Below are 12,534 nucleotides of genomic sequence, written 5' to 3' on the forward strand. Positions count from 1 at the left end.
TCTGTCCAAAAATATCCCGGAGCGCGAGGCAGAGCCTCGCAAAATTCGAACTGATAACACTCACTCAGCTGCTACCCGAGCGCTGTCCAGCATCGGTTTCAGATACCGCCCAGTGTGGCTGCGCTCGACCGCGGCCACATCCTCGGGGGTGCCGGTTGCGACAATCTCACCGCCTCCGTCACCGCCTTCGGGGCCGATGTCGATAATGTGGTCTGCAGTCTTCACCACGTCCAGATTGTGCTCGATCACCACGACGGTGTTACCCTGATCAACCAGTTCATGCAGTACTTCCAACAGCTTGCGCACATCTTCGAAATGCAGACCCGTTGTCGGCTCGTCCAGAATATACAGTGTCCGCCCGGTTGAGCGTTTGGAAAGCTCCTTGGACAGCTTCACCCGCTGCGCTTCACCGCCGGACAGGGTCGTCGCCTGCTGACCGACTTTGATATAGCCCAGCCCAACCCGCGCCAAAGCATCCATCTTGTCCCGGATCGAGGGCACGGCCTTGAAGAAGTCCTGCGCGTCTTCCACTGTCATATCAAGGACATCAGCGATGGACTTGCCCTTGAATTTGATCTCAAGCGTTTCGCGGTTGTAGCGCGCGCCTTTGCAGGTTTCGCAGGTCACATAGACGTCGGGCAGAAAGTGCATCTCGATCTTGATGACACCGTCGCCCTGACAGGCCTCGCACCGACCACCCTTGACGTTAAAGCTGAACCGCCCCGGCTTATAACCGCGTGCCTTGGCCTCGGGCAGACCGGCGAACCAGTCGCGAATCGGGGTGAAGGCCCCGGTGTAAGTTGCTGGATTCGAACGCGGAGTCCGCCCGATCGGACGTTGGTCAATGTCGATGACCTTGTCCAGATGCTCCAACCCTTTGATCGTTTCACAAGGCGCGGGCGTTTGACGCGCGCCGTTCAAGCGCATTGAGGCGGTCTTGAACAGTGTCTCGATCGTAAGCGTCGACTTCCCGCCGCCGGACACGCCAGTCACACAGACAAACTTGCCCAGCGGAAACTCGGCCGTGACGTTTTTGAGGTTGTTGCCCGTCGCCTTGACGACCTTGACCTTCTTCTTGTTGCCCTTACGCCGGGTGGTCGGAACCGCAATCTCTCGCGTGCCTGAAAGGTATTGTCCGGTCATTGAGGCCGCGTCCGCCGCGATCTCAGCCGGTGTGCCCTCGCTGACGACCTGCCCGCCATGCACACCAGCACCGGGGCCGATGTCGAATACGTAGTCCGCCTCGCGGATCGCTTCTTCGTCATGTTCGACCACGATCACCGTATTGCCCTGATCGCGCAGGTTCTTGAGCGTGCCGAGCAACCGGTCATTGTCGCGCTGATGCAAGCCGATAGAAGGCTCGTCAAGAACATACAGAACGCCTGTCAGGCCCGAGCCGATCTGGCTGGCCAGACGGATACGCTGACTCTCACCGCCCGAGAGCGTGCCGCTTGAACGTGACAGCGTAAGATATTCCAAACCCACATTATTCAGGAAACCCAAACGCTCGCGAATCTCTTTCAAAATCGCCCGCGCGATTTCGTTTTTCTGCACGCTCAGATGGTTCGGGGCGTCCTCGACCCAGGCCAAAGCCTCGCGGATCGACATCTGAACCACCTGCCCCACATGCAGACCCGCAATCTTGACTGCCAGCGCCTCGGGACGCAGGCGATAGCCCTCGCAGGCCCCGCAAGGACGGTTGTTCTGATAACGTTCAAATTCCTCGCGAATCCACGCGCTGTCGGTTTCGCGATAGCGGCGTTCCATATTGGGAATCACGCCTTCAAAGCTGCGTGTAACCTGATACACCCGCCCGCCTTCGTCATAGCGGAACTGGATTTCCTCATCCCCGGACCCGCGCAAAAACACCTGCTGCACCTTCGCAGGCAGGTCTTTCCAGGGCGTATTCTTGTCGAACTCGTAGTGGCGCGCGATGGCCTCGATGGTTTGCAGGAAATACGGGGACTTGCCCTTGCGCCAGGGCGCTAAGGCCCCGTCATAGAGTTTCAGTGTCTGGTCCGGCACCACGAGACGTTCGTCAAAGAACAGCTCAACCCCCAAACCGTCGCAATCCGGGCAGGCCCCGAAGGGCGCGTTGAACGAAAACAGGCGGGGTTCGATTTCAGGAATCGTGAAGCCACTGACCGGACAGGCAAAATTTTCGCTGAAGGTAATCCGCTCCGGGTCACCCTCTTTCGGGGCGGTTTCCAGAATCGCAATGCCATCCGCCAGATCCAAAGCGGTGCGCAGACTGTCGGCCAGCCGCGTCTCCATCCCTTCGCGCACGACAAGGCGATCAACAACCACGTCGATGTCGTGGCGGAACTTCTTGTCCAGCGTGGGCGGCGTGTCGAGTTCATAAAACTCACCATCCACCTTCACGCGCTGAAAACCCTGTTTGCGCAGTTCGAGGAATTCTTTTTTGTATTCCCCTTTCCGGTCCCGCACGATGGGGGCCAGAAGATAGCCGCGCGTGCCCTCCTCCATCGTCATGATGCGGTCGACCATGTCCTGCACCTGCTGGGCCTCAATCGGCTGGCCTGTGGCGGGGCTGTAAGGCGTTCCTGCGCGGGCAAACAAAAGGCGCAGGTAGTCGTAAATCTCAGTCACCGTGCCAACGGTCGAGCGCGGGTTTTTCGACGTGGTTTTCTGTTCAATCGAAATCGCCGGGGACAGGCCGCTGATGTGATCGACATCCGGCTTTTCCATCATATCCAGAAACTGCCGCGCATAGGCCGACAGGCTTTCGACATAGCGCCGCTGCCCTTCGGCATAGATCGTGTCAAACGCCAAAGACGACTTACCCGACCCGGACAGACCGGTAATCACCACCAGCTGATCCCGCGGGATGTCTACATCGATGCCCTTGAGGTTATGTTCACGCGCGCCGCGCACCTCGATATTCTTCAGCTCAGCCATTTTGGCCCCCAACACACAAGTGTCCTAGAAATAGGCGAGCGGCACCGAGTCTCCAACAGAAAAGTTAGAACAAAGTGTGAACTGAAGGATTATTGCCGACATCTCCTGACACGGGATTATCGATCCGGCGCGCTGAGCCGACCATTAGATATTCTATTTGTCATTTGAAGAATGAAATGGCGCGGTTGACGGGGCTCGAACCCGCGACCCCCGGCGTGACAGGCCGGTACTCTAACCAACTGAGCTACAACCGCGCATCTATTTCATGGCCTTTATCCTGGACCAAGGATGGCAGCGATGGCGCGGTTGACGGGGCTCGAACCCGCGACCCCCGGCGTGACAGGCCGGTACTCTAACCAACTGAGCTACAACCGCCCGCTGCCCGTTCGTTGCTGAACGTTGGGGTGTATTATGGCCACGCCCCGACATCGTCAAGCGGCGTTTTGAAGTTTTTTCGTCGAACGGTGATTTTGTTTCCAGACCGCTCAACGCCTAACGATTTGCGGATGTGGCCAGATGTCAGCACTTTGGTTTCCATGACACCCCATTTCAAACCTGGATCGGATGCCTCAGAGCGGGATCCGAATCCGGGCACCGGCACCTCCGACAAGGACACGTAAAAAGTGTATGGCGCGAAACAAGCCCATACATAACCGCCCTTTAATTCCAGGCTATGTACACCGCGTTTCGATCACGTTTATTGGGTCGCCATTTTTCAGCCACAATGCGTGTGCAACAGGTTACACGAGGCGCCAAAACAACAGAAAAACACTCTATGGGCTTGCATCTCCTGGTTTCGAATTGAAAGTGGGATCAGAAAACATCCGTGGGTTTTTCGCGGGAAAAGTAGGTAAAATCAACGCATTCGAAAATGTTGTTTCATGAGGCGTTATCGTCTGCGTTATAAGCAACGAAGGTTATAGTTATGGCTGTAGCAACAACCAATCCGGGTGGAACCCTAACCGGGCACGTCTACGTCGACGGTCTGATTTGGGGCAACTCTTGGGATGTGAACACCAATGTCGGTGGACCTGCCGGAACAATTACATATTCTTTTGGGAACAATTCCGTTAGCGCCTTCAAGAATATGTCGAATTTCGAAAAACAGGCCTTTCGCAAAGCGCTTGATCTGATCGAAACCTTCATTCCCGTTACCTTTGTCGAGGTTCCCTTCCTCACCCCCCAAGGCGCGAATTATGAAAACATCTCCTGGGGTTTGGTAGCGGACGATTTCTTTGGTTCACCGGGGGTCCTGGGCGCCCATCAGGTTCCCGGAGATAAACCCGTGCTGCAGGATGATTTTGGCATCAACACCCTGTTTGGCTTCTTCAATTACGAAACGCCCCTTTTTGCGCCTGCGGCCCTTGGCAGAGGTGGCGAAGGTTTTGCAACCATTGTTCATGAGATCCTGCATGGCCTGGGGCTGGCGCACCCTCATGACAATGGCGGTGGCTCGTCCGTTTTCCCGGGAGTGACCGGAGAGTTCGGCGACTACGGCACCGACGGTCAGAATCAGGCCATTTTCACGATCATGTCCTATAACTCGGGCTACCCTCAGGTTATGCCGCTGCCGTCCAACAACTTCGGCGGCGTCGGGGGGCCCATGGCGCTGGATATCGCGGCCCTTCAGGCGATCTATGGAACCAAGGCGCATAACACAGGCAACAATGTCTATTCGCTGAAAGGCGCCAACGCTGCCGGTACCTTCTGGCAAGCCATTTGGGACACCGGCGGCAATGATACGATTTCGGCCGCGGGACTTTGGAAAGGCGTTAAGATCAACCTGAAAGCCGCCGATCTGGAAGGGCACGACGCAGGTGGATCCCCCTCGCACGCATTCGGCGTCAGCGGCGGGTTTACGATTGCCAATGGCGTTGTCATCGAAAACGCAATCGGCGGGCACGCTGGCGATTTCCTGTATGGAAACTCCTCTGCAAACTACATTGCCGGTAATGGCGGAAACGATGTCATCTCGTCAGACGGCGGCAATGACATTGTCCGGGGCGGAAAAGGCAATGACTCTCTGAACGGTGGATTGGGGAACGACGACATCTCAGGCGGCCAAGGCTGGGACAAGTTCATTGCGAAAAATGGTGACGGCAACGATCTTATTGCCGGGGGCGAAGGTACCGATACGCTGGTGTTCACCGGGACGGCCGCTGCAAGCGTAAACCTTTCCATCACCACTGCGCAAAACACAGGGTATGGCAATGACACGATCTCTGGGATCGAAAACCTGTCCGGTACCGCGCAAGGCGACCAGTTCACCGGAAACGCATCTGCGAATACGTTCTATGGTTACAATGGCGACGACACTCTGAACGGTCTGGATGGGGTAGATACGCTTTACGGCGGCGGCGGCAATGACACCATCTCTGGTGGTCTCGGCTGGGACGTCATCCGCGGAGGTCTTGGAAACGATACCATCAGCGGCGACAACGGTTGGGACAATATCATTTCCGGCGACGGCGACGACAACATCTCGGGCGGCAATGGCTGGGACACAATCGACGCAGGCATCGGCAACGACCAGGTCTCGGGCGGCGATGGTTCAGACACTATTTACACTGGCGATGGCAATGACGACGTCACTGGCGGTAATGGAGCAGATACCATCTGGGCCGGCAGAGGTGCAGATACGATCTCAGGCGGTGACGGTGATGACAAGATCTACGGCCGCAGAGGCGCCGACACAGTCACCGGCGGCGAAGGGCTTGATATCATGGGCGGTGGCAACGGCACCGACACATTTGTCTTCAACGCCGTCACCGACAGTGGCGACCGCGGGAAACTGGCGGACGTCATCACTGACTTCACACAGGGTCAGGACAAAATCGACCTGAGCGCAATCGACGCCAACGCAACGCTGAGCGGTGATCAGGAATTTGTCTTCAACGGCACCTCTCCGATCAGCACATCGGATGACGGCGAAATCTACTATATCAAGCAAGACTACGCCAATTCCGCCCTTGATCAGACGATTGTCTTTATCGACACAGATGGCGACAGCGAACCAGAGATGGTCATCAAGCTAAAGGGTGCAATCGACCTGACGGCTGACGATTTCATCCTCTGACTCCCCCAAAAATCAGGCCAGCGCCCGGCAAAATGTCGGGCGCTTGTGTTTTGACTGCCCGCTTTGGTCGAAAATGGAAATCGACTCTTGCAGAACGTTCGGACTCGCTATAACAGCCGGGTCCAAGGGTGATTAGCTCAGTGGTAGAGCGCTTCGTTCACATCGAAGATGTCAGGAGTTCAAATCTCTTATCACCCACCATTCTTCCCTTTAGAGTCTTACGAAAAATAGTGCGACTGTTTCGCTGTGTATTTCTTTTTTGGGAATTCCAAAACAGCAAGAACGCATCAATATCAGCGCGTTAATCGCTGTTTTTTCAGAAGAAGCTATGAAGCACTTTGCGGCCCCCGCGCGCCAGAACGTCTGGTGCGAAAAGAAAAGGCGGGGTCGTCCCCGCCTTTTGTTTGGTTAGTGCGCTGTGGCAGATGGGCTTGTGCTCTCGGCGGCTTTGGCCGCTGCCGCCGCAGCTTCTTCGGCCGCCTCATCCCATTCAATCGGCTCCGGTTCACGAACAAGGGCCCGTTTCAGCACCTCAGACACGTGGGTCACTGGAATGATCTCCAACCCTTCCTTCACGTTGTCAGGGATGTCCGCCAGATCCTTTTCGTTTTCTTCCGGGATCAGAACGGTCTTGATGCCACCACGCAGCGCCGCCAGCAGTTTTTCCTTCAACCCGCCGATCGGCATCGCGTTACCGCGCAAGGACACCTCACCCGTCATCGCGATGTCCTTGCGGACCGGAATGCCTGTCAGCACCGAGACGATCGACGTCACCATCGCCAACCCCGCAGACGGACCATCCTTGGGCGTTGCCCCATCCGGCACGTGGACGTGGATGTCCAACGAGTCGAATTTGGGCGGTTTTACCCCGATCTGAGGTGAGATTGACCGCACATAAGACGACGCCGCATCGATGGATTCCTTCATCACATCGCCCAGCTTACCTGTCGTCTTCATTCGCCCCTTGCCGGGCAGTTTCAGCGCCTCGATATGCAGCAGATCGCCGCCGACCGACGTATAGGCCAGACCGGTCACAACGCCGACCTGATCGTCCTGTTCGGCCAGACCATAGCGGTATTTGGGCACGCCAAGGAACTCATCCAGATTGTCAGGCGTCACCGTGACGGAGTCGGCCTCTTTCTTGATGATCTTGGTCAGCGATTTCCGGGCCACCTTGGCGATCTCACGCTCCAGATTCCGCACACCCGCCTCACGGGTATAGGTGCGGATGATGGATTGCAGCGCCTCGTCGGTCAGCTCAAACTCCTTGGCTTTCAAGCCATGGTTCTTGACCTGCTTGCTGATCAGGTGCTGTTTCGCGATTTCGCTCTTTTCTTCCTCGGTGTAACCGGCAAGCGGAATGATCTCCATCCGGTCCAGCAGAGGCCCGGGCATGTTATAGCTGTTCGACGTGGTCAGGAACATCACGTTGGATAGGTCATATTCGACCTCCAAGTAGTGGTCCATGAACGTGCTGTTCTGTTCCGGGTCCAACACTTCCAACATGGCCGAGGCCGGGTCGCCACGGAAATCCTGGCCCATCTTGTCGATTTCATCCAGCAAGATCAGCGGGTTCGTAGTTTTCGCCTTTTTCAGCGACTGGATGATCTTACCCGGCATCGACCCGATATAGGTCCGACGGTGGCCCCGGATCTCGGATTCATCACGCACACCACCCAACGAGATGCGAATGAACTCGCGCCCCGTGGCTTTGGCAACCGACTTGCCCAGCGAGGTTTTACCCACACCCGGAGGACCAACAAGGCACAGGATCGGGCCTTTCAGCTTTTTCGAACGCTGCTGAACCGCCAGATATTCAACGATCCGCTCTTTGACCTTCTCAAGCCCGTAGTGATCGGCGTCCAGAATGTCCTGCGCACGGCCCAGGTCCTTTTTGACGCGGGATTTGGTGCCCCACGGCAAGGCCAGAATCCAGTCGAGGTAGTTACGCACAACCGTGGCCTCGGCCGACATCGGCGACATGTTCTTGAGCTTTTTCAGCTCACCTTCGGCCTTTTCGCGGGCCTCTTTCGACAGCTTGGTCTCGGCGATTTTCTCTTCCAGCTCAGCAACCTCGTTGCTGCCGTCTTCGCCGTCGCCCAGCTCTTTCTGAATGGCCTTCATCTGCTCATTCAGATAGTATTCGCGCTGGGTCTTCTCCATCTGGGATTTGACGCGGGTCTTGATCTTTTTCTCGACCTGCAGAACCGACATTTCGCCCTGCATCAGGCCATAGACCTTCTCCAGCCGCTCACTGACCGACAGCGTCTCAAGCAATTCCTGCTTTTGTTCGACCTCAATGCCCAGATGGCCCGAAACCAGATCGGCCAACTTGGCGGGTTCGGTGGTCTCACCCACGGCGGTCAGCGCTTCTTCGGGGATGTTCTTGCGCACTTTGGCGTAACGCTCGAACTCATCCGCGACAGTGCGCAGCAGCGCCTCGGTCGTGGTGACGTCGCCGGGGATTTCCGTCAGGTATTCTGCACGAGCTTCGAAAAACTGATCGTTTTCAAGAAATTCCGTGATCTTCACCCGGGCTTGCCCTTCAACCAGCACCTTCACAGTGCCATCGGGCAGTTTCAGCAATTGCAGAACGTTGGCCAGAACACCAGCGTTGTAAATGCCATCAACAGCCGGGTCATCATCACCTGGGTCAATCTGGCTGGACAGCAAAATCTGCTTGTCGTCCTGCATCACTTCTTCCAGTGCACGGACGGATTTTTCCCGACCCACGAACAGCGGCACGATCATGTGTGGGAACACCACAATATCGCGCAGCGGAAGTACGGGGTATGAGGAATTAAGGGGCTCTTGCATGCTCAATCCTTATCGTTGGCAAGATGGCTCCGGTCCCTGAATAAGGCAACGCTCGGCCATCTCCTGTCTTGGACGGTAAAGGTGGGGCCTCATCGCCCTTTTTCAACCTTACCGCCATGTCTCAGGGATCAGAATGACCCGAGGTTTTCCGGACTGCAAGGCACCCGAACGACATATCCACCGATTTTGTACCGCCGGGCAATTTCCGGGCGATCAAAGTGGTTCGATATCGCCCTGCGCGCGTTGCGCATGGAACGTGGCCTGCCAAGCGCCAAACGTGCCCGCCGCAATCGCGTCGCGCATGCCCTGCATGATCTCTTGGAAGTAGTGCAGGTTGTGCCAGGTCAGCAGCATGCCCGAGATCATCTCGTTCGAGCGGAATACGTGGTGCAGGTAGGCCCGCGAATAGTTGGAACAGGCCGGACATGTGCAGTGTTCGTCCAACGGGCGCGGGTCATCAGCGTGGCGGGCGTTCTTGATGTTGACCACGCCATAGCGCGTGAAAACCTGCCCCGTGCGCCCTGAACGTGAGGGCAGAACGCAGTCCATCATGTCGATCCCGCGCGCCACAGCGCCAACGATGTCATCGGGCTTGCCCACGCCCATCAGATAGCGGGGCCTGTCGGCGGGCAGGAAATCGGGCGCATAGTCCAGGCAGCCGAACATGGCCTCCTGCCCTTCGCCCACGGCCAGACCACCCACGGCGTAGCCCTCAAAACCGATCTGTTTCAGCGCCTCGGCGCTTTCTTCGCGCAGGTCTTGTTCCAGACCACCCTGCATGATGCCGAACAGAGCATGGCCGGGGCGATCTCCGAACGCCTCACGCGAACGCTCGGCCCACCGCATCGACAGGCGCATGGATTCAGCGATCCGGTCGCGATCTGCGGGCAGCGCCGGGCATTCGTCGAAACACATCACGATGTCGGACCCCAGCAGGCGCTGAATTTCCATCGACCGCTCCGGCGTCAACTCGTGTTTTGAGCCGTCCACATGGGATTTGAAGGTCACGCCCTTTTCGGTCAGCTTGCGAAGCCCGGCCAGCGACATGACCTGAAACCCGCCCGAGTCCGTCAGGATCGGCCGTTCCCAATTCATGAACGTGTGCAACCCGCCCAGCCGGTCGATCCGCTCAGCCGTTGGGCGCAGCATCAGGTGATAGGTGTTGCCCAGCAGAATATCTGCCCCCGTCGCGCGCACGCTTTCCGGCATCATCGCCTTGACCGTCGCTGCCGTCCCCACAGGCATAAAAGCGGGCGTTCGCACCTCGCCCCGCGGCGTGTTGATCACGCCGGTTCTCGCCTTGCCGTCGGTGGCTTTCAGGTCAAAAGAAAAACGCTCGGTCATGGGATGCCTCGGGGTCGCTGAACCGGGCAGCATTTGCCCGATCTGTCCGATCTTTGCAAGCGGTCAGGGCAACGAGGCGACACGTTCCGTAAACAGTTGTACCACCCCTGCCCCGTCAACATCCTGACAGACCCGGACCGCAGGCCGCGCAGGGTCCGGGCGCGTCGCACCGATCTCGGGGCCTTCGGTCACAACGTTCAGGCCGGTTTGCACCATGTCGAACAGGGGTTCATGGGTGCAGGCTATCACCGCGGTTGAATCGTGCAGGCCGCAGCCTTCCAAACCGCCAATCTCTTTGTAGAATTTCAGATAAAAAAGGGAAATGTCCCGTAGAAATCCGCCCATCCCGGGGGATCGCTGCGCCAGAGCTTTAAAATCGGCAGCTTCGTAAAGCGTTTTCAAAGTCACATCTAACCCCACCAGCACCGTTTCCGGCGGAGTAGCAAAGACGATATCTGCCGCCTGCGCATCGTGATAGATATTCGCCTCGGCATGAGACGTGATATTACCGGAGCAATAAACCGCGCCACCCATGATGACCAAGCGTTTGATGTTGCGCGCGAACTCCGCATCCAGCTCCATCGCTGCTGCGATATTGGTCAATGGTCCCACGGCGCAAACCACCACCTCACTCTTGTGACGGCGCGCCATGTCGACGAGGAACTCGGCAGCAGAGAGATCATGATTGGCGCCGATCTCGGGAATATCTATGATATCGCCAAAGCCTTCGGGACCATGCACATGCTCGGACGGAGCGTGGAAATCCCGACCCATCGGTACCGAGGCGCCTTCGGCCACGGGTATCGTCAACCCCAGTTTATCCAACAAAAATCGCGCGTTGCGGCTGGATTGGTGCACATGCGTATTGCCGAACACCGTGGTCAACCCGATCAGTTCAATCTCGGGTGCTGCGGCTGCATAGGCGATGGCCATGGCATCGTCGATGCCGGGGTCTGTATCGATGATCAGTTTCATCCCAGCGCGATACCGCAAACAAGGTGGGATGCAAAGCGGTCACAATTTGAAACTTCCGCAGGAAACCGGGCATCTCAAAGATTTGCATCCGCACCAGATCGCCTCATACCAAAGTTGAAATCGGGCGACTCGATCCCCATATGTATACAATAGTACACAATAATAAGAGGACAGTTATGACAGAAGAACAGATTATTGGGCTGTTGACCTCGAACATCATCTTTGTGCTTGGGGCGGTGCTGCTGATCGTCGTCACGTTCAAAGGCATCAAGATCGTTCCACAATCCGAGAAATACGTGGTCGAACGGTTCGGCCGCCTGCACTCGGTCCTGGGGCCGGGCATTAACTTTATCGTTCCGTTTCTGGACGTTGCACGCCACAAGATATCCATTCTGGAACGTCAGTTGCCCAATGCGACACAGGACGCGATCACCAAGGACAACGTGTTGGTGCAGATCGATACCTCGGTGTTTTATCGCATTCTTGAGCCGGAAAAGACGGTGTACCGTATCCGCGACGTCGATGGCGCGATTGCGACCACCGTGGCAGGGATCGTGCGGGCCGAGATAGGTAAAATGGATCTGGATGAGGTGCAATCGAACCGCGCCCAGTTGATCACGCGCATTCAGGAAAGCGTTGAAACCGCTGTCGATGACTGGGGCATCGAAGTGACCCGGGCCGAGATTCTGGACGTGAATCTGGATCAGGCCACCCGCGATGCGATGTTGCAGCAGCTGAACGCCGAACGCGCCCGCCGGGCACAGGTGACCGAGGCCGAAGGCCAGAAACGCGCGGTCGAGCTGAACGCCGATGCCGAGCTGTATGCCGCGGAACAAACTGCCAAAGCCCGCCGCATTCAGGCCGAGGCCGAAGCCTATGCCACCGGCGTGGTCGCCAAGGCCATTCAGGACAATGGCATCGAGGCCGCGCAGTATCAGGTTGCCTTGAAGCAGGTTGAGGCGTTGAATGCTTTGGGCAATGGCACCGGCTCGCAAACCATCGTGGTGCCCGCAAATGCGCTGGAGGCCTTTGGTAACGCCTTCAATATGCTGAAAGGAGGCAAGTAATGGCTGATCCCTTCTGGCTGACCTGGTGGATTTGGTTGGCTGCCGCTCTGGCGCTTGGGATACTCGAAATCGTTTTGCCCGGTTTCATCTTTCTGGGCTTTGCGATCGGGGCGGCCATTACGGGTCTGTTGCTGGCCGTTCCGGGGATCGCGCCCTCGCTGCCTGTGCTGCTGTTGATCTTTGCAGCCTTGTCGTTGGTCGCCTGGCTGGCATTGCGGCGCATTTTCGCCCTGCCCCATGGTCAGGTGAAAACCTTTCGACACGACATCAACGAATAAGCCAACATGGCGCCCCCTGCGGGCGCCATTGCGCCTCTGGACGCTGCCGGTGGCATTC

At 57.2% G+C, this 12,534-nt stretch carries 7 protein-coding genes and 3 tRNA genes; 4 read left to right on the plus strand and 6 right to left on the minus strand.

Annotated features, from left to right (window positions below):
- Positions 1–60: 60 nt before the first annotated feature.
- The 3 genes from uvrA to ACRZ94_RS01090 form a co-directional block, all read right to left on the minus strand.
- Positions 61–2,919 (minus strand): excinuclease ABC subunit UvrA, encoded by a 2,859-nt coding sequence (gene uvrA, locus ACRZ94_RS01080; RefSeq protein WP_480651031.1) that lies wholly within the window; start codon positions 2,917–2,919, stop codon positions 61–63.
- A gap of 177 nt (positions 2,920–3,096) precedes the next feature.
- Positions 3,097–3,173, minus strand: a tRNA-Asp gene (locus ACRZ94_RS01085).
- A gap of 44 nt (positions 3,174–3,217) precedes the next feature.
- Positions 3,218–3,294: transfer RNA gene (locus tag ACRZ94_RS01090), tRNA-Asp, on the minus strand.
- Between the two features lie 550 nt (positions 3,295–3,844).
- On the opposite strand from ACRZ94_RS01090, the gene ACRZ94_RS01095 reads away from it, so the two are divergent.
- Together ACRZ94_RS01095 and ACRZ94_RS01100 are read left to right on the plus strand one after the other, a co-directional pair.
- Positions 3,845–5,995 (plus strand): M10 family metallopeptidase C-terminal domain-containing protein, encoded by a 2,151-nt coding sequence (locus tag ACRZ94_RS01095; protein WP_480796481.1) that lies wholly within the window; start codon positions 3,845–3,847, stop codon positions 5,993–5,995.
- Between the two features lie 126 nt (positions 5,996–6,121).
- Positions 6,122–6,196: transfer RNA gene (locus ACRZ94_RS01100), tRNA-Val, on the plus strand.
- Positions 6,197–6,403: 207 nt separating this feature from the next.
- Here the strand turns inward: ACRZ94_RS01100 and lon are convergent.
- The 3 genes from lon to ACRZ94_RS01115 all read right to left on the minus strand — a co-directional run bounded on the left by lon (position 6,404) and on the right by ACRZ94_RS01115 (position 11,131).
- Positions 6,404–8,812: an endopeptidase La gene (lon, locus tag ACRZ94_RS01105; RefSeq protein WP_480651027.1), complete on the minus strand. Its 2,409-nt coding sequence runs from the start codon at positions 8,810–8,812 to the stop codon at positions 6,404–6,406.
- 213 nt (positions 8,813–9,025) lie between these two features.
- Positions 9,026–10,156, minus strand: a complete 1,131-nt coding sequence (gene tgt, locus ACRZ94_RS01110) for a tRNA guanosine(34) transglycosylase Tgt (RefSeq protein ID WP_480651025.1) — start codon at positions 10,154–10,156, stop codon at positions 9,026–9,028.
- Positions 10,157–10,219: 63 nt separating this feature from the next.
- Complete coding sequence (locus ACRZ94_RS01115; protein ID WP_480796482.1) at positions 10,220–11,131, minus strand: nucleoside hydrolase; 912 nt, start codon at positions 11,129–11,131, stop codon at positions 10,220–10,222.
- A gap of 176 nt (positions 11,132–11,307) precedes the next feature.
- On the opposite strand from ACRZ94_RS01115, the gene ACRZ94_RS01120 reads away from it, so the two are divergent.
- A complete protein-coding gene (locus tag ACRZ94_RS01120) occupies positions 11,308–12,198 on the plus strand; it encodes an SPFH domain-containing protein (RefSeq protein ID WP_480796483.1) in 891 nt (296 codons plus the stop codon).
- Positions 12,198–12,476: an NfeD family protein gene (locus tag ACRZ94_RS01125; RefSeq protein WP_480651019.1), complete on the plus strand. Its 279-nt coding sequence runs from the start codon at positions 12,198–12,200 to the stop codon at positions 12,474–12,476. Before ACRZ94_RS01120 ends, ACRZ94_RS01125 begins: the two co-directional genes overlap by 1 nt.
- Positions 12,477–12,534: the final 58 nt, after the last annotated feature.

It is taken from the genome of Ruegeria sp. CH10, assembly GCF_056537125.1.

Bases quoted from the DNA above. Each gene is read 5' to 3' on its own strand.
- ACRZ94_RS01115 (WP_480796482.1), bottom strand. From the start codon at position 11,131: ATGAAACTGATCATCGATACAGACCCCGGCATCGACGATGCCATGGCC.
- ACRZ94_RS01125 (WP_480651019.1), top strand. From the start codon at position 12,198: ATGGCTGATCCCTTCTGGCTGACCTGGTGGATTTGGTTGGCTGCCGCT.
- ACRZ94_RS01120 (WP_480796483.1), top strand. From the start codon at position 11,308: ATGACAGAAGAACAGATTATTGGGCTGTTGACCTCGAACATCATCTTT.
- ACRZ94_RS01095 (WP_480796481.1), top strand. From the start codon at position 3,845: ATGGCTGTAGCAACAACCAATCCGGGTGGAACCCTAACCGGGCACGTC.
- tgt (WP_480651025.1), bottom strand. From the start codon at position 10,156: ATGACCGAGCGTTTTTCTTTTGACCTGAAAGCCACCGACGGCAAGGCG.
- lon (WP_480651027.1), bottom strand. From the start codon at position 8,812: ATGCAAGAGCCCCTTAATTCCTCATACCCCGTACTTCCGCTGCGCGAT.
- uvrA (WP_480651031.1), bottom strand. From the start codon at position 2,919: ATGGCTGAGCTGAAGAATATCGAGGTGCGCGGCGCGCGTGAACATAAC.